The 19,814-nt window shown below is 44.3% G+C and carries 6 protein-coding genes; 1 reads left to right on the top strand and 5 read right to left on the bottom strand.

All coding sequences use genetic code 11. The features are described from left to right. Nucleotides 1–21: 21 nt before the first annotated feature. Genes PCY70_RS01540 through PCY70_RS01530 form a run of 3 tightly spaced genes read right to left on the bottom strand, consistent with a single transcriptional unit; the run spans nt 22 to nt 14,710 of the window. Nucleotides 22–8,940 carry an S-layer homology domain-containing protein gene (locus PCY70_RS01540; protein WP_305768179.1) on the bottom strand — a complete coding sequence of 2,973 codons (8,919 nt, stop codon included), beginning with the start codon at nt 8,938–8,940 and terminating at the stop codon, nt 22–24. Further along, entirely contained in the window at nt 8,913–9,158 is a 246-nt protein-coding gene (locus PCY70_RS01535; protein ID WP_305768178.1) for a hypothetical protein, read from the bottom strand. The genes PCY70_RS01540 and PCY70_RS01535 overlap by 28 nt, the downstream gene beginning before the upstream one ends. Next, complete coding sequence (locus PCY70_RS01530) at nt 9,095–14,710, bottom strand: hypothetical protein (RefSeq protein ID WP_305768177.1); 5,616 nt, start codon at nt 14,708–14,710, stop codon at nt 9,095–9,097. Before PCY70_RS01530 ends, PCY70_RS01535 begins: the two co-directional genes overlap by 64 nt. A 229-nt stretch (nt 14,711–14,939) precedes the next feature. On the opposite strand from PCY70_RS01530, the gene PCY70_RS01525 reads away from it, so the two are divergent. Next, the gene (locus PCY70_RS01525; RefSeq protein ID WP_305768176.1) at nt 14,940–17,159 is read left to right on the top strand and encodes a type IA DNA topoisomerase; all 2,220 of its coding nucleotides are present in this window, start codon (nt 14,940–14,942) and stop codon (nt 17,157–17,159) included. Nucleotides 17,160–17,200: 41 nt separating this feature from the next. Here PCY70_RS01525 and PCY70_RS01520 read toward each other — a convergent pair whose 3' ends face one another. Together PCY70_RS01520 and PCY70_RS01515 are read right to left on the bottom strand one after the other, a co-directional pair. After that, the gene (locus PCY70_RS01520) at nt 17,201–18,139 is read right to left on the bottom strand and encodes a hypothetical protein (protein WP_305768175.1); all 939 of its coding nucleotides are present in this window, start codon (nt 18,137–18,139) and stop codon (nt 17,201–17,203) included. 88 nt (nt 18,140–18,227) lie between these two features. Further along, the gene (locus PCY70_RS01515; RefSeq protein WP_305768174.1) at nt 18,228–19,685 is read right to left on the bottom strand and encodes a leucine-rich repeat domain-containing protein; all 1,458 of its coding nucleotides are present in this window, start codon (nt 19,683–19,685) and stop codon (nt 18,228–18,230) included. Nucleotides 19,686–19,814 lie beyond the last annotated feature (129 nt).

Genomic DNA, 19,814 nt, shown 5'->3' with positions numbered 1-19,814 from the left:
TCACCCCGATGCGACGTCAAATTAATGCGGATAAATAGCCAGGAATCTATCTGTTATTGCCGCCACTTCAGCGCGGCTCGCAATACCCAAAGGAGAAAGAGTAGTATCGCTGGTTCCGGCAATCAAACCGACCCCTATAGCCCATCTCATAGCGTCAATAGCCCAAAACGATAAATCTGAGGCATCCACAAATGCCATTAAACTTTGGCTTGAGCTCGTCTGCCCAAGAGACTTCGCATAAATATAATACGCCGTAACTAGCGCTTCCCGAGTAATAGCCTCATCTGGATAAAACTGCTTATCCGTAATATAAAACAGGTTGTTGCTAACAGCCCAATTAGAAGAAACGGCATGCCAGGAATTGGCAGGGATATCCACAACAGTAGTCGCCACAGAAGGGGTCTGCGCATGATGCGCAAGCCTGTATATAATCGCCGCAATCTGGGCCCGAGTCGCCTTAGTAAACGGCTCAAACGAAGCGCGCCGTTCACCCCCAACATCCCCCCCCCCCCCCCCCCCCCCCCCCCCCCCCCCCCCCCCCCCCCCCCCCCCCGCCACAGAAGGGGTCTGCGCATGATGCGCAAGCCTGTATATAATCGCCGCAATCTGGGCCCGGGTCGCCTTAGTAAACGGCTCAAACGAAGCGCGCGTCACCCCAACCATAATGCCCCGCTGATACATAGACGCAACAGAGTCGTAATACCAGCTACCATCAACAACATCAGTATACGGTAATGCGAATTCTGGTGCAGCTATAGAATAAACTCCAAACAGCGAAAGGTCCTTGGTTTTAAAAGTTATTTGAGTAGCATCTTGCGTCGCGATGCTCTTTCTAGAACGGCGCCCGTGCTCATCCACAAATATAATTGAATCTGCGTTGGCAGCTGCACTATAAGTAATCCCGATATCATTTGCTAACCTTGTGAGAGGTTCGTCGCCAATCCAGATCCCCACATCAATCACATCTTTTAGATCATCGATTGCAGCAGCTTGTGCCACATTAATAGATGCTCCATTCGCATTAGCGAAGCTGAAAGTTATATCCTCAGCAGGCGAAATCAGCTCCCCTAGTAGGTCGCGATCTATCGCTCCATCTGCAAATTGCGTAATCAACGCCAGCGAAGAATTATTTACAGCGAGCAGATCTGCTAACGATGCCGAATCCAATTTAACATATACAGCATTAGCATTAGGCGCATCGACTTCTATAACCAATCTAGGCGCCGTATCTAGCCGAGCGGATTCAGCGATCAAATCGTCGACAACAGACTCAACCGTAGCATAGTCAATATAATTGCTAGCAATATTATGGGCATTTGTGGAAACTGTAATATAAATACTGGTGATGCCGTTAACAGTACGCGGGATGTCAATATCGATATCATCATAATAATCTGCACCAGGAAGAGAAGTATCACTGCTACCTCCGCCGCTAACGCCGCTACCTCCGCCGCTAACGCCGCTACTTCCGCCGCTACTCCCGCCACTACTTCCTCCGCTACTTCCTCCACTACTGCCACCACTACTACCACCGCTACTTCCTCCGCTACTACCTCCGCTACTGCCCCCGCTTGAAGAAGGCTTGGAGCCGTATTTCTTACTTCTATTAAAGTCGTAATTTGCCTCTTTAAGAGCGTCAATAGCATTTTCGAGTGTTTCGATAGCTTCGTCGATATCCTCTTCGCTGCTATTTTCGTCGTCCACATCGTCGGCTATTTCTTCTGCATCGTCTATAGCTGCACTAAATGCGTCATATACGCGTTCTGTGACCCAACGCTGGCTCTTAGCAACATCTTTTCCGTTGCTACTAATTTTGACGCTTCTAAGGTTGTTTAACGCGTTATCTATATCATTCAGCAAATCATCTAACAATTCCTCCAGCAAATCATCTTCCTCAGCCGTTTTAATTTTAATACACGCCTTAAATGTATTTTCTGCAGCTACAAAAGTCGCAACTGCCGAATCTACTTGAGCCGCGGTAGAAGGTCCGGGAGCGAATAGCGCTTCTCGCAATATAGCAACAGCGTCGGTGTATGCTGTCATCTCGGCTACCGTAACCCATTTGGCTCCCACAGAAACGTCTCCGCCGTCATCCTCGCTAACCGCCACATTAGTTTCCAGGCGATCGCGGTTAACATATGCTCCTGCAATAGCGGCTCTACTAGCTGCATTAAAAGCCACCTTCGCTGCCGTTGCAACATCCAGGTCATCCCAGGCCGCTTCGGATCCTTCATAATTTATCACCTCCAAATTGGCAGCATCAGCAAAAGCATCGGCAGCCATAGCTTGAGCCGCGACATTAATCGCCGATATAGCCGTATGAGCAAAAACCTCCGATCCAAGCTCAGATGCATACGGAATCGCTACACTATCCAGCACCCCGCATCCCGCAAAAGCCTTCTTCTCAATTGCAACATTGGCTAATATAACCACTTCAGCCAAGCCTTCACATTCAGAAAATGCGCCTTCTGCTACCGCCACTATCGGAGTAACGCTCCCCTCAACAGATACCGAAGCTGGAATATGAGCCACGGTAACCCCCGGCTCGGCTTCTGCAATAGTGCCATCAAACGTAACTCGTAGCTTCCCATTCGCGACGCCAGGAACAGACACCCAGACGCTATCCTCAGAATATAGCCCATTCCTCTTTGCTACCTCAAAAGCCTCTATAGCAGCTTCCAATTTCGCCACTGCAACATCAACCTCATCTTGAGTTAGCTCCCCATCGGCTTTGGCTTCCTCTGCCACTAAAATAGCAACTTCGAATTCGCTCATAGCTTTCTCCGTTACCCATACCTCCTCTACAGCTACGTCCATCCCATCCGCACTAACTATTACATCCTTTTTTGCTCCCAATGCTCGGTTTAAAGCAGATTCTAGTGCTGCTTTATCTATCACATTAAGCCCATACCGCAAAGCATCCTCATATACAGCACTGGCAGCATTAATTGCATCAGTTGCCCCCGCGATCTCTTCAATCGTTGCACTTGAATTCTTCTCCACAGCTGTTGCAGATGTAATGGCTTTCAGCAACACGTCTCTCTCGGCTTTCGTTGCCCATCTGCTATCGGAGCCAATATCAGATCCGTCTACGCTCACAAACGTGCTATCAAATAACTCACGAGCTTCCAATATTGCTTCTGCCAATGTTGCTTTATCCGTAACCTTCAATCCAAACTTTTTAACTTTATTAAATTCGCCCTCAGCTGCTACCAATGCTTCTATCGCTGCTGTAATATCAGCTGGCTCAGACGTGCTATCCTCCGCTACTGCTTTAGCCGATGCAATAGCCGATACCATTTTATCCATATCAGCCTGCACCACCCATTTTGCATAAGTATACACCTCTCCTCCATCAACGCTCACCGCCGTAGCGTCCACATTCGCCTGCGCCGCCTCTATTGCCGATTCCAGCGCTTCCGTATCATTTGGAGCTTTCCCATACGCTTTAGCCGCATTAAATATAGCTTCTTGCTCATCCAGTCTCGCCACCATTTCTGCTATCTCCGCTTCAGATGCCTCCACTAACGCTAACAGCTTTTCTGCAGCCTCAACAGCTCCCTCATAGGCCCGCATTTCTTCCGCTATCACCCACTGCTCATATTCGAAGACATTCAGCCCGTCCACGCTCACTCTCGTCGATGCCATATTAACGGTCGCTCTCTCTATAGCTGCAACAAGACTTCCTTTATCTGCAAATTTCTCGCCTTTCTTTTTCGCCCTAGCAAACACCACCAGTGCTTCTTTCAGATTCGTATTAGCTGCAACAATAGCATCTTGTGTTGCTTCGATAGTTAACGCGGTCGGCAACTCGGTCGGCAATTCGGTCATTACAGTAGCCACATTTAGCTCCGATCCACCAGCCTCTTCCACTGCCAATAACACCAATCTCGCGTCTTCGGCCACATAGAACAGCGCATCCCTCTCGGCTTCTATCACCCAGTACTCATAATTAAAAACCTCTTCCCCATCTATCGCGACTTTCGTTTTCTTCAACTCCTCCGCTGCTATTTCATAGGTCACTTCAAGTTCAGCCGGATCCAGAGCTAGTGCCCCTTGCTGTTTTGCGGTTTCAAATTCCAAAATAGCATCATTAAGCACTTTAGCTTCCTCCACAACTTTCGGCTGCGTTGCTCCCGGATCATTCAACACCTCTTCCGCCTTTTCAATCGCGCTCTCTAATACATCTACCACAATTTGGGTTACCCATCTATCGCTAACATACATATCCGCCCCATCTTCGCTCACTTTCGTATCAGCTATTGTTGCATATGCCAGCGCTATTGCCGTCACCAGCTCGCTCCTATCGATCTCTTTTGTCCCATTCAGCTTCGCTCCATTAAACACGCCTGTAGCAACAGCAAGCTCACTGACTGCCTCTGCTATTTTCTCTGGCGATGCCGCATATTCATCTACCACCATTTGCGCGTCTGCTATTGCCTTCATATAAGTTTCCCGCACCTCTGCTGTAGTCCATAAATCTGTCACATATACGCTAGATGCAGTTTCCACAGTAGCTATGTAAGTAGCCTCCACATTCTCCCTCGCCGCGGCTATTGCTTGCTTCAACTCTGTCTTATCGAACTCCATTTTTCCATACGCTTTTGCCTCTTCAAACACCACTTTAGCTGCAGCCAAATCAGCTATTGCTTCATCCACTGCTATTTTAGTCACATACGGATCGTCTGCTACCGCTTGTGCTGCACTTATAACTGCTACATATGCGGCTCTCACTTCTGCCGTTGTCCATTTTTCATATGCAAACACGTCCCCGCCATCTTTATCGCTCTCTTTTGTCGATGCCAGATTGTCATACGCATCCTCTAGTGCTTCCAACAGCGCTTGCAAATCCATTTCCAACAATCCATACTCTCTCGTAGATTCAAAAATATTCAATGCCGCCATCATTTCTTTTCCTGCTGCCCACATCTCTCCTTCCGCTGCACCACCATCATTAGCAACATTACTAGCTTTTGCTATATAAATTTGCAATACATTTCTCTCTGCTTGCTGTGCCCACTTAAGAGTTGTCGCCACTTCTGCCCCATTCTCAGAAATTGCTGTCTTAGCGGCTTCGCCCTCTACCCAGGCAACAGCCTCTTTTAACGCTGCCGATGTTATTTCCAATGTCCCATATTCTGCAGCTAATACAAGATCGCCTATAGCATTTGCCAGTTCTATCGATGCCTCATTTATGCTCGCCTCTTCCACCACCGCTTTTGCTGCATCTATAGCATTTGTTGCCATTTCTATCACATCGGCTTTCACCCATCTTTCAAACACATTCACGTCTGCCCCATTTGCAGATTCCTTCATTCTCCTCAATGCTATCTCTGCCTCATTTATCAGCATATTCAGCTCCAGCTTTTCCACATCCGCCTCGCCCATTCTCTTCTCAGCTTCAAAGTTTGCTGTTGCTTGCTCTACAATCACGGCTATAGCATCATATTCCGCATCCGCAGCTATTCCTTCTCGCCCTATTTCCACTGCCGATACCATATTCTCGGCCACATCACCTACAGCCACGTATTTGGCATATACTGGTACAGCTTTTGCATCATCATTAACATATGTTGCCGTCACATCCGCTGCCACATCTCCTATCATTTCCATCAATGCTGTCTTTGCTACCCTCTTTTCGCCATATTCTATCCCATCCACAAATGCATCTCTCGCCACTCGGACTTTCATCGCTTCTTCAGATAGCTGCGCTGGTGTTGCTACCCCATCATCTAGTGCTCGCTGTGCCATATCAAGGACTCCCAGTAGCTCGCTCTTATCTTCTTGCTTAATCCATTTATCATACACATTAACATTCGCCCCCGTTACTGCCGCTACCACAGAATCTACCATCGGCCTCGTTTCGTCTATCAACTCCTGCAATACAAATGCATCAGAATTATTTCTTCCTCCCACATTACGGCTCGTAGCGAATTCCTTTCGTGCCAATTCCAGATTTATCATTGCCGATAATGCCATTATATCCGCATCACCTACTTTCACATCTAGCACCCCAGCACTTCTCAATACATCTCCTAGCTGCTCCATCGCCACACTTCTTGCTGCCATCATTTCCGCTTCCGCCTCTGGTGTTGCCCACAAGTCATGCGCGTACACGTCTTCTGCCCCATCAGCTATTATCGCCGTTTCTATATCTGCAGATGCCTTGATTAACAGCTGAGCCAATCCTGCGTTTGCTGATGCCATATCCGATGCCCCATATTCCAGCTCTTGGCAAAACTTCTCCACTGCTTTAGCTAACATTACCGCTTCTGCCGATATCGCCTCTTCCGATGCCCCAGCATTTTCTGCCCCAGCTTCGGCTTTTCCTATAGCTGCCAACAACACCTTCTCATTCTCTTCCGTCCCCCATCTCTCAAACGGCTTTGCTTCTGCTGCCATAGAGCATACATCATACGCGCCCACCAATATTCTTGCAGTTGCGGCCAGAGCCGAGAGTTCTTCTCTTGTCCCCGATACTTCCCCATATGCCAGCTGCGCGTCGAATGCTCTCTTTGCTGTCTGCAATATTGTTGCATCTATTTCGATTTCATCAGCTTCAAAATCCAATGCTCTACCTTCTGCCTCTACTATCGCGTTTTCCAATGTTTTCATTTCCGCGTCTAATGCCCAGCGTTCATATGATGCTACCTCTGCCCCACTCGCTGCCTCCTCTACAGTAGCTAATTCTGCCTTAGTCTTTCCTATCAGCTGCAACATTTCCACTCGTCCCACTTCTTTTTTCCCATACTGCTGCGCTACAACAAACACATCCAATGCTTCTCGCAGCTCTTTCGCCACACTTGCTACCTGAGCTGGTGTTATCCCTTCGTTCTCTATCGCCAGGCTCGCGTTTTCTATTGCTATCTTTAGCAGATTAGATGCCGTTTCCGTTGCCACATACTTAGCATACGAATACACATCCCCGCCAACAGATACTTCCACGTCCTCATACGCCGCTTCTGCCACATCAATTAGCCCCTTCAGATCTTCCACTCCTACTTCGGCTAATCCCTCTCGTTTTTTCCCATCAAATTCTATTTCTGCTAATGCCAATTTTATTGCACTCACATACAGCCGGTCTTCGTTTGCTTTCACATCGCTTTCCGCATCATCTATCCCAGCTTCAAATTCTTGAGCATCCTCAGAACTCACCCACATTTTGTATGCCGCAACTCCCATAGCATCACGAGATATTTCAGTTGCAGCTAAATTAGCCTCAGCATCTATCACCAACTGCGCCAATGCCAGCTTCGTAACCTCCATATATCCAAATTTCTCCAACTCTACAAATTCCCGATGCGCGTTTGCCAGCTCCGATGTTGCTTTGCCCAGCAGTTCTGCCGATATAGATTCGTTAGCATATGCATCCGCTGCCGCATTTATGGCCTCTTGCAATTTAGCCACATTCTCTGCTGTCCCCCACTTATCATACGCATATACTTCCGCCCCAGACGTTGCCACCTGCGCTGTTGCCATTTCACGGGTTGCTTTAGCCAATACATCCCCCAGCATATCTTTCGTTGCTAACATAACTCCCGTACTCTTTTGCATATCGAACGATCTAACTGCTCCCGCCAATTTTACTGCCATAAGCGTTGCATTTCCTATATTTGTATTTCTTGCTGCCACATTTCTTACTCTCACTATACTTTCAAACCCCTCGGCTATCACATTACTCAACTTCAGTTTCGCTGCCGCCGGAACTATATGCTCGAACGTATAATATCCCTCCGCAGATGATGACGTCAACGTTGCCTTCATATTTACTGTCGCATCATACGCCGCTTGCGCCAAAAACAGTTCGTCCGCCTCCATTGTTCCATATTCCAGAGATGCTATGTACCCATCATACGCCATTCTCAATTTTGCTGCAGCATATTCCAGCTGCTCAGCCGTTGCATTAGCATTATTCACAATCACTTCAACATCCTCTAACGCCCCTTTTATTGCAGCATCAGCCCCTGGTGTTGCATACTTCTCCGCAACTCTTACATCCCCCCCTGCGTTACTAGTTGCTACTCCAGATACCACGATTTCTATTGCGGTAGCATATTGCCACAGCGATTCTTTTGTCACCTCCTTTTCCCCAGCATTTTTACCAGCCTCAAATTCCATCTGCGCTATAGCCAATTTCCCTGCCATTATAGCAAATGCATCTTCCTCATCTGCTATATCCTCCACAAACGATGCGTACACTGCCAGCTCCTCCTCTGCCATCGCCCCATCATCACGTCTCGCTGCCCATTCCTCTCTAGCACGTCTCGCTGCCCATTCCTCTTCCTCACGTCTCGCTGCCAATACCTCGCTTTCACGTCTTTCATAGCCCGCTGCCCATGCTACCTCATCAGCTACATCATAATATGCCTCACTTGCTGCCCATTCCACATCAGCTGCCCATGCCTCACTCGCTGCCCATGCCACATCAGCCACATATTCCTCACTCGCTGCCAATGCCACATTATGGGCCACATCATATTCCTCCCTAGCTGCCCATGCCATATTATCAGCATATTCCTCACCTGCTGCCCATACCTCATCAGCCACATATTCCTCACTCGCTGCCCATGCTACCTCATCAGCATATTCCTCACCTGCTGCCCATACCTCATCAGCCACATATTCCTCACTCGCTGCCCATGCTACCTCATCAGCCACATATTCCTCACCTGCTGCCCATGCCATATTATCAGCATCTTCCTCACTCGCTGCCCATGCCTCATTCGCTGCCCATGCTACATTATCAGCCACATCATATTTCTCGCCTGCTGCCCATGCCACATTATCAGCCACATCATCCTCTCGCTGCCCATCTCTTATCAGCCACATCACATGCCTCACTCGCTGCCAATGCCACATTATCAGCCACATCACCTCATGCCCATGCCTCTTATCAGCCACATCATATGCCTCTAGCTGCCCATGCACATTATCAGCCACATCATGCCTCTTCTGCATGCCCATATCCTCTTCTCAGCCACATCACATGCCTCTTCATCAGCCGCATCATATCTCTCATTCGCTGCCCATACCACATTATCAGCCACATCACATTCCTCATCTGCTGCACATGCCACTTTATCAGCCACATCACTCACTGCATGCACTTCATCAGCCACATCATCCTCATTCGCTGCCAATGCCACATTATTAGCCACATCATATCCTGCATAGCCAACTGCACATGCCACATTATCAGCCACATCATATCCTCACTTGCTGCCCATGCCTCCTCATCAGCTACATCATATTCCTCGCTAGCTGCCCATGCCATATTATCAGCTACATTATATGCCTCATCTACTCCCGCTGTCAATGCCTCCCTATCAGCCACATCACCTGCCTTTCTAGCTGCCCATGCTACTTTATCAGCCACATCACATGCCTCAGCTATGCTATCAGCCGATACCACCTCATATGCCGCCTCTATCACATTTTCCAGGCTTGCTTTTGCTGCAGGTGTTGCCCAGTTTTGGTACACATATGTCGTTGCCCCATTAACAGCTTCGATGGTAGCATTCATATTAACGTTCACGTCTTCTATCATTTGCGCCAATGTCAACTCATCCACCATTTTTTTCCCGTATTCAGCTGCCACTTTAAATTTATTTAGTGCCTCCGTCAGGTCTGCTGCCGCAATAGCAAGGTCCTCCGCTGTTGAGCTAACGTCTTCCAGCACCTCCGTAGCCACAGAGATTGCTGTTTTTAACACGTTCTTTTCGCTAGCTGTCACCCATTTCTCATACGTATATATATCAGATCCAGAATTCGATTCTTTCGTTGCGTTCATATATGCCGTTGCTGATGAAACGACTTCAAGTAGCGCTTCACCCCCAGGCTTTGCTGTCCCCCATGCTCTAGAGTCATAGTACACTTGCGCCACAGCTGACAACATTATACTAGCCACTTCTATATCTTCTGCATCTTCGGCATTCACCACATTCACTGCAGCTGATAGTTCCGCTCCCAGCATTTCGGCTACTTCTTCCTTTACCCATCTCTCCGTTCTCAGAATTTCGCTCCCGTCAACACTAACTGCTACTTGATTTGCCTTCACATCTGCTATAAGCTGCGCCAGATCTACCGCACCCACTGCTTTTAGCCCATACGATTTACTTGCGTTAAACGTTGCCAGAGATTCATTCAGTTCTGTAGCTATTTCTGCCACATCTGCCTCTTCATCCTCTAGATCTTCTTGCGCTTTTAGCATTGCTGTATTCAACACAGTATGCGCCACAGCTGATGCCCATGTTGCGAACACTTTCACTTCTTGCGCCTCGCTTGCCTCAATTGTCACGTCTAACGCATATTCCGCTTTACTCATTATAGCTTCCGCTGCAGCAAGATCGGGGAGCTTTTCCCCGCCCCGTTTCGCCACATCGAACGCTTCATTAGCAGATCTTAGTTTTGCTAGCATCGCATTCACTTCTATTGTTGATGCCCCTTCTTTATACAACAGCACTAGCGCTTCGTCTAGTGTATCACGCAGCTGTTCTGCAGATGAAGCGCTCACATAGTACTCTGTCGTTAACACATCTTCCCCATTTGCCGCTAACGCTGTCGTTTCCAGCTTCAGTTTTGTCACTGCTATTTCTTGCGCAAACAATGTTTTTGATGCCAATACATATCTCCCAGGCTTCTTTGCTAGATCAAATTCCCGCTGCGCTGTTTTCAGATTAGCTATTGCTATTGACACCCCCTCCTCTTCTACCCCAGCTTCATCTATCACTTTTTGCGCCTCTGCTATTGCCACATTTAGCGACATACGTTCTTCTTCTGTCACCCAGTTCTCTTCTACAGGCACTTCTCCCCCATCGACGCTTACTAGGATTTCATTTACTGCTACCTTCGCTACATCTATTAGTTTTTGCAGCGTTTCTTTCGTCACCCCAGCTTTTCCATATTCTAGCTCTGCCTTAAATACATCCCGTGCCTCTTTCAGGACATTAATATGCCCCACGACTTCTCCCGCTGTTGCATCGTCAGCCAGCTCGTCCGCTTCATTTTCTGCATATACTATTGCTACGTTAAATGTTAACATTACTTCTTCATTCGCCCATTTACTATCTGATGCTACATCCGATCCATCCTCGCTCACCCATATTTCATCCGCAAGTGCTTCCATTTCGGCGATAAATTCGACCAGCGTTTCTTTTGTGACAGCAGCTTTCCCATCCGCTTTTGCTTCGTTAAATACATCGTTAGCCGCGGATAGTTCTTTCTGCGCCTCCAGTATTTTGTCGGTCTCCGTTATTGACGTAATCGACTTAGAGAAGATTTCTGCTACCACAATTGCTTCATTAAGCGCTTCTTTAGCGGCTTCGCTCACCCACAGCTCGTAGATTTTCACATCCGATCCATCGGTACTCACGTTCACGCTTTCAATGTTTTCCAGCACCACGGCTATATATTCGTCCAGCAAGGCTTTATCCACAACCAGTGTACCCGCCTTCTTATTTGCTTCAAAATTTGCTACGGCTGCCCTAATATTCACTATTGATTCCGCTATATAATCTGGCCCCGCATTCTCTGCCTCAGCTGCTGTTTCTGCGCTCGCTATTGCTGTATTTAGCATTCCCCGAATCGCTGCCGTTGTCCAATACTTATCCGTTGCCACGTCTTCCCCATTCGCGCTCTCTTTCGTCATATTAACATTTGCTCTCGCTTCTCCAATCTCTTCCAGCAAGATCTCTTTTGATGCTACTCCTTTTTTCTTCACTGTGTCAAATTCTGCAATTGCTTCCGTCAACATATTATACTCCACAACCATTTTATCCCCCACATACGCTTCCGCTCTTTCTATTGCTAGTTTCAGCTCTGCTTTTGCCGCTTCGGATGCCCAATACTTCTCTGCCGATATTTCTGTCCCGTCCAGACTTACTGCCGTCATTATATACTTCTCATTCGCTTCTTCCACCAGCTCTGCTAGATCTTCTGCTGTTACTTCCCGAGCTCCCGGCTGTTTCGCTGCGTCAAATATTTTAGTTGCTGTCATTAATTTTACTATCGCATCACTTATCTCAACTTTCGATGTTTCCGCTATTGTAGATGCTGTCGCTTTGGCATCTTCTATTGTAGTAGTATAAGCACCACTCACTTCTGTTGTTACCCACATCTTATCTTTCGTCACATCAAAACCATCCTCACTTTCAGATGTTGCTGTTAGATTGGTCTCGGCTTCTGTTATCGCTGTATCCAGATCAGACTTCGTTGCGACCCATGTTCCAAGTTGCTTTGCCGCATCAAAGGCCGTTGTCGCTTTCGTTAATTTGGTTATCTCATATGCTATTTTAGCAATGTTGGCAATTTCTTCCATTGCCGTTTCTGCTACCGCTGTATTTGCAAGCGCCTCCTTTATTGCATCATAATCTGATTGCTTTACCCATTTGCCTGTAATCGGGATGTCTGTTCCGTCTACAGATACAGCCGTCGCCACTATATCTGCCGAGATATTTGTCATTAGCGTTTGTAGTGCCTTGCTATCGATCGCCATTTTTCCTGGAGATTTCGTTGCTTCACATTTTTCGTGCGCTAAAATTAAATTAGTAATCGTTGCCGCAACTTCATATCGAGTCGGTGCTATATTCTGCGCATCTAAGATCGCTCTTGTTAAAGCGGCATGCACATCGGTCGAAACCCATTCCAGCGTTGTAGGCACATCGGTTCCATCTTCTGATACTATATATGTTGGAATTGTATTTAATATCATTTGCATTTCGTTTATATCCGCATCTGTCGCCACTACTGACGCTCTCTTTGATGCTCTGAAGATTTTTATTGCCATAGTTAGCAGATCTTCCATCTCAGAGGTTTTCTCTTTGACAGCTTTTGTTTCCCATTGATATCCGTACACTTCGACATTTAATACATCGTTTATATAGCGAGTGGACTGCATTATAGCATTATTCAAAATATTTGCGTATACTTCGGGTACCCAGACACTGTCAACTTGTAGCGGGTCGTCTGTTATAGCCACTGCTGCCAGCTCGGCATTTGCTATTTCTACTAGCTCTTCCAGATCCCCATCTATGCTATCGACCTCGTTCTCCAATATTTCTATTGCTACCATCAACTCATTTGCTGCCACCGCAATTTCTTCCAGTTCGGCATCGGCTGATGACACTACCGTTTGCGCATATGCATAAGCTTCTTTTATAAACGGTACGTACTCGGTCGTTCTACTTAACACAATAAGCGTTGCGTTATCCATATATTTTGATGCTATCTCTATTAGTCTCATTAGCTCGGCGCGGTTTGGAATTACGGACCCGAGTTGCGATGCCGATTGTCCGACAGCTTCTAATTCTGCAATGGCCAATGTGATCTCGCGTATTGTTAGATCTTCGTACGCACGCTCAGTAATTCTTGCCAGTGTTTGTTGCGGAGCTGTTCTCATACTATATACTTCATATGTATACGCACCATTGAGATCATCTGCCGCTCCCGCAATCGCTTCTCCAGCTCTCGTTAATGCTTTGATTAATTCTTTTTTATTTGCAGTAATATGTTCATCATCGGCGACTGTCGAGGCATCTTCTAAACTGGATACTATCTTTTCCTGAACCTGCGAAGTTGCGGTAAGAGACTCTCTTGCCTTTATCAATATGTCTAGCAGGTTTTCGATTTCATTCCCATCTCTTACCATCGCAATCGCATTGATGCTAGTCTGCGCAATAGTCTTCGCTAATGCAGTATTATCCATTTTTTGGGTTCCAGTTTCTACTGCAGCTATAAAAGTCTCTATTGCTGTTTCAAGTTTTGAGATTTCATCGGCATCCGCAACTAATTGCGTCACAGCTTCTTCGATCATCAAAATAGTCTGTTCCAACTCAGCCGCCGCTTCAACGGAGACAGTGTTTTCATTCTTATAGGCATCAGCACCAACTATAGCAGAATTTAGCATCGTCCACGCATCAGTGAGAAGGGCAGTTAGAGATACGAGCTCATCAGTTATGGCTCCAGGCTGTTTGGCCGCAGAAAATCTGTTGATGGCAGCATTAAGAAAAGCAGAGGCCTGAGTATAATCTGGAGCATACCCAACGCGTACAACTTCTTTGGCATCCGCAATGGCATCCGCGAGAAGCATGTTTTCTGCAGTATTGATCCACATCTCATGCTCATAATACTTATCGCCATTGGGTGCAACAAAAGTCGTAGCAATTAAAGTTTCAGCAGACGTAATAGTAGTCGTAAGAGCCGAGAGAGCAGCTTTATTGGCTTCAACTTCCTTGAGAGACGGCACCTGAGGCGTCAGCTCTTTCGATGGCAATGCAGCTAAAGATGAAGCGATTGGAGCAGGGTCAGGAATCTCAGCTTCCATCTCAAAAAGTTGTGTCGTAGCCAGCTTGTCGCTATTCTGCATAGAAGTAGTAGAAGGCAAATCTTCGGAGGCAATAGAAAGTACATCTACAGAATCGAGAGCATCGGGATCCGATAACTCCGCGTCATCCAAAAACTCCGATTCTGTAGATTTTATTTCCGCCCATGCAGCCGCTATGTCGTCATCGACCTCCGTCATATCAAATATAGCGGTATCGAAATCAAAAGATATTGCTTCCTCCGGAAATAGTTCTTCTGCCTCAAAGATCTCCTCTAAAATATGTATATCATCATATGTAATTTCTTCTTTTTCTATTGCATGTACTGTAGGTAGCGCCAACTGTTGTAATAACATCGTACCCATTAGTAGTGCACCAAATTTTTTTCTCATATTGTAATCTCCTTTTAACTTTTTATCGATGTCTGTATATAGAATTATAACGCATATATTACCGTATATTTTCCAGTTCCATTATATCCTTTTTTTGGAAGCTTGTCTAGTTTTTTTTCAAAATTTTCCTAAAATAGCAAAAACTTGATTTCACCCCTTGCCAAGGGCATTGGCATAGTCTATAATGATCGATAATTTAGTAAACGAAAGATTGGAGATTTAAAATTTTATGGATCTTATTATAGCCGAGAAACCTTCTGTTGCTCGAAATATCGCAGAGGCATTAAAGTTGACCATCCAACACGATGGTTTTTATGAAGGAAATGATTATTGCGTTACCTGGGCATTTGGACATCTTTTAGAGCTTTGGGATAGCAAAGAATACGATAGCAAGATGTCGAAATGGAAAATGGAGTATTTTCCATTTATTCCTGATACGTTTAAATACAAAGTGAAAACTGATCGTCGCAACAAAACTAAACAGCAACCTGATTCACGTGCAGCCAACCAATTGGACCTGATCGCCTCGATCATCGAAGACAATGGCACCGAAAACGTCATTTCTGCTTGTGACTATGATAGAGAAGGGCAAATTATAGGCGATCTCATATTAGAGCAACTAAAGGTTAATAAACCTGTGTATCGAATTCTGCTTAATGAGTGGACTGAAAAAGAAGTATTAAAAGCGCTTAAAAACCCTATTCCCAACGAGCAGTTACTATCACTTAGAAATGCCGGTGTTGCTCGAATGCATGCAGATTGGCTTATAGGGATAAACCTCACCTCCGTTGCCACACTCAAGTATAGCCACGAGTTTTCGCAGGTATATAATATAGGTAGAGTTTTATTGCCTACACTAAAATTGGTATACGACAGAGATATAGAGATCGAAAAGCATATTTCCTCAGAGTATCACAAACTTAAGTGTAACTTTGACTTTAATGGCAAGGACTTAATCGCCACATACTCCGAAACAAAGCCTGCAGATGCAGAAACTACAGCAGATGCAAAAGACGAGAAATATATTAATAAATTTAACACACGCGAAAAACTCGATGCTATTGCCAAAGTTGTCAAAGGCCAGGATGCTGTTCTTTCGAACAAAGAAGTTAAATCGAAAAAAGAATATCCACCTCTACTATTTAATCTTAGCGCACTTCAAGGATATCTTACGAATCAGTACAAAGAGTTCACTTCTGACAAAGTTTTATCTATCGCACAGCAGCTTTATGAAAATAAATATATCACATATCCTCGTACCGCAAGTTCTTTTCTGGATGAATCACTAGTTTTTAAAGCAAAAAAAGTTCTACAGGTTGTCAAAAAAGGCCGCCCATACGAAGACGAAATTGTATTTAAGAAGTATTCTCGCGTATTCAATAGCAGTCAAGTCAATAGCCACAGTGCCATTATCCCAACATATAAGATTCCGATCACGCTACCTGTTCTTGACTATATTGTATATACCGCCATAGTTGATCGATTTATCATGCAGTTTATGCCCATCGCGGAGCATGATGAAACTACTCTTACAATTACTGCAGATGCAGCTCCCGACGGTGTATTTATTGCTAAAAGTCGTGTACAAAAAGTTTTGGGATTTAAGAAAGTCGACGAATGTCCACCAAAAGAAACCATTTTGCCAATGATTACTGTAGACGAGAAAGGCGTTGTGCTAGATGCCACTGTTGCAACAAAAAAAACCAAGCCTCCAAAACATCACACCGAAAAAACACTTCTTCGCGCTATGGAAACTTGTGGCAAAAAAGATATCGAAAACTCTGACGACATTCTAAAAGGATACACCATCGGCACTCCTGCGACACGTGCGGATATTATTAGCAGACTCTGTAGTACCTCGTATATTTCTATACAAAATAAGAAATTGCAAACTACTGTAAAAGGCAGAGCGCTTATCGAAACGTTACCTGTAAAAGAACTTATGGATCTAGAGTATACTGGCCGACTTGAAAAAACTCTTACAGACATAGAAAAAGGACTAGCTTCTCATGACAATTTTTTAGAGCACATAAAAATTTTTGTACGCTCCTCAGTTGAAAATATCAAGACCGGTCCCTCGTTATCTGCAGATACAATAGCTAAGCTATGCGCAGAGTCTAGTATAGCAACCAACCCTAAGCCTCTCACCACAACTGTAAAACGAGAAGAACTTGGCCTTTGCCCCTTGTGCCAATCGTCTGTTATTCAGGGTACTAAAGGCTATGGATGTCTAGGCTTCAAAAATGGATGTAAATTTGTTTTATGGCAGCAAGACGAAACTTTCAAGAAATATAATAAAATACTTACAAAAACTGCGGTAAAAAAGCTATTAAAAGACGGCTCCGTACGCATCAATGACTTTAAAACGTCTAAGGGCACCAAATTTGATGCTATCGTCAGCTTTGAGATTAGCAACAATACCATTTGTTGGAAATTTTCACGACCATAAAAAAGGGGTGCGCAACAAACCGGCACACCTCCAATACAATCTTATTTTTCGTTTTTATTTCCGGCTACATCTAACACTTTTATCGCACCTGCAGACTGTACCGTTGTTGCCGCCAAATCGCTCATCGATTTATATGCTGATTCTAACTTTGCTTCCAAAATCTTTATTTTAGCATTTGCTTTATTGAGATCTTCAACAGCTTGCGTCCTTTCAAGAAAAGCGACTTTTACTTCCCAATCAGCATTTTTTTTAATAGAGTCTATTTCTACCAATTTTTCTTTATCAAATTTGACTATTGCGGCTTCTTGCGCTTCCTTTTTTGCGGCTTTTATCAACGCATCTATCCCTTCCACCTTTGCAACCAGCTCCGCAAACTCTGCCTCCTTCGCCGCAATCTTGTTTTCACGCTCTTCAAATTCAACTTTCTTTGCTACAAAAGCCTTCTCACGCAATGTTTGCTCATCTGCCCAAGCATCACTTTCCAACTTGCGCTTGCGAGATAACTCATATGCAAACTCCTGAATATCATGTTTGCGCTCTTTTTCCAACTGCTCTTTCCTTTCTATGTACTCCTCTTCTAGCCTTGTTAATTTAAGTTCTCTTTGCATAGATAATTGATCAATTGCCACCTTAAGATCCTCTAATTTTTTGATCTCTTCTTTTTCTCGTGCAGCAATCAGGTTATCTCTTGCTATTATCACTGTTTCGGCTTCTATTAATACATTTTCTACTTCACACATAGCAGCCAGTTTGTTCTTTGCCTCTTCTATAGCAAACTTTAAATCATCAAATTGCTTTACTATTTCTGGATTTATAATATTCATATCAATTAAAGATTGCGCACTTTCTAATCGAGTCTTCTTTATTTTTTTCTCATGAACTTGTGCCATTGTTGGGTCAGTATTTTCTATAGTTTTACGAAGCCTTATCACTTCCTCCATCAATTGCTTTTTTGTCGATTTTAAAGATATATCTCTCATTTAATCTTCCTCCTTTTTTTATAACAAACAATAAACAAATACATTTTATTATACAATAATATTATAATAAAAACTAGAACAAATGCAATTAAAAATTTTCGACATATCCCGTTAACAACGGCCACCAAACATGATTGCGAGTAATTACCTGAGTTCGAGTTAAATGTACAGCGCTCTCTCCGATATATTTCAAAGTCGATGGTATAATGATGCTTACCAATTTATTGCACCCTTCAAACGCATTGCTTCCTATCTTTACTACACCATGAGCAATTTCTATATTTGTTATGGTACTACACTTTCCGAATGCCCACTTGCCAATACTGATTACTCCCTCTGGAATTTCTACACTAGTCAATTTCTCACATCTAGCAAAAGTGTATTTGCCAATGCTAGTTATCCCCGCAGGCAATTCCACATCTCTCAAGTTTACACACCCCTCAAAAAGCGATTCACCTATCTTCATTACGCTCTTTGGCAAAACTGCAGTTACCAAACTTGTACATCCTGCGAAAGCAAAATTGCCAATCGATGCCACTCCCTCAGGAAAATCCATATAAATCAAATTTGTACATCCCTCAAATGCCGCCTCACCTATACTAATGATACCGTTTGGAATTGTTAAATTATTAAGACTTGTACACTCCGAAAACATACTATCTTCTAGAGAAAACACTCCCTCTGGGAGCTTAATATTCACTAAACTTGTACATTTTTCGAACGCTGCAGCTCCAATGCGCGTTACCCCTGCCGGAATTTCCAAATTAGTTATACTTATCGCTCCCCTAAATGCTTCTTCACCAATACTTGTTACCCCTGCCGGAATCACTAAATTAGTTAAACTCTTAGCATCACAAAATGCTCTATTTCCTATAGAAGTTACACCTTGTGGAATTTTAATGTCCACCAGCTTTGCGCAATTCTCAAACGCACTATCTCCTATCGCCGTTACTCTATCTTCTATTACTACACAAGTTAAGTTGATACAATTTATAAATGCACGCTCTGTTACTTCCTTTAATGTTTTTGGCAATCTAACTTCTGTCAAGTTGATACACTCGTAAAATGCCAACTCTCCAATACTCGTTACTCCCTCTGGAATTATCACATTTTTTTGATTTCCCTTATACCTAACCAAACACCCATCCACTATGCAAAATAGTTTTTTGTCATACTCTGATTCTATATTTGGCAAAATTTTTATTTCCTCTGCCGCCACATTAACAGGCTCCGCAATAATTTTTTCATTTGTATAAAATTTGGTGTTCACAAAATACATCACAACTTTGTATGCCCACTCTTCTCGCCACATTGCTCTCTTACATAGCATTTCTACTATATTATCAATTTCTACAAAATCATCTTTTGCATTTACATTGCTCATTACCTTTTTTGCCACATTTTGATCTATTGCTAATAGCAGCATTTTGGTATCTTCATTGTGTAACTTATAGCGTATTAAAATCTTCATTCGTATATTATCTATAAATACTTCTGCTCCATGCTTTATATAGATCTCTTTCAAAATCTTTTCTGTTTCATTCATTAAATATCCTCCTTAACCTGTGTGTTCTAACGGATCATTTTTAGCTTGTTCAAATCTATTACTCTTTATCATATGCATAAATTATTAATGCAAGCACAAAAATAGCCTCTGCATCTGCTGCAAAGGCCA

Origin of the sequence: Candidatus Epulonipiscium viviparus (genome assembly GCF_030708075.1) — a bacterium.
GTDB classification, from domain to species: domain Bacteria; phylum Bacillota; class Clostridia; order Lachnospirales; family Cellulosilyticaceae; genus Epulonipiscioides; species Epulonipiscioides viviparus.
This window is presented reverse-complemented; position numbering and strand designations above follow the sequence as displayed.

What these genes read in the sequence shown, in the direction of transcription:
- PCY70_RS01530 (WP_305768177.1), bottom strand. Translation starts at nt 14,710, where the DNA reads ATGAGAAAAAAATTTGGTGCACTACTAATGGGTACGATGTTATTACAA.
- PCY70_RS01525 (WP_305768176.1), top strand. Translation starts at nt 14,940, where the DNA reads ATGGATCTTATTATAGCCGAGAAACCTTCTGTTGCTCGAAATATCGCA.
- PCY70_RS01520 (WP_305768175.1), bottom strand. Translation starts at nt 18,139, where the DNA reads ATGAGAGATATATCTTTAAAATCGACAAAAAAGCAATTGATGGAGGAA.
- PCY70_RS01515 (WP_305768174.1), bottom strand. Translation starts at nt 19,685, where the DNA reads ATGAATGAAACAGAAAAGATTTTGAAAGAGATCTATATAAAGCATGGA.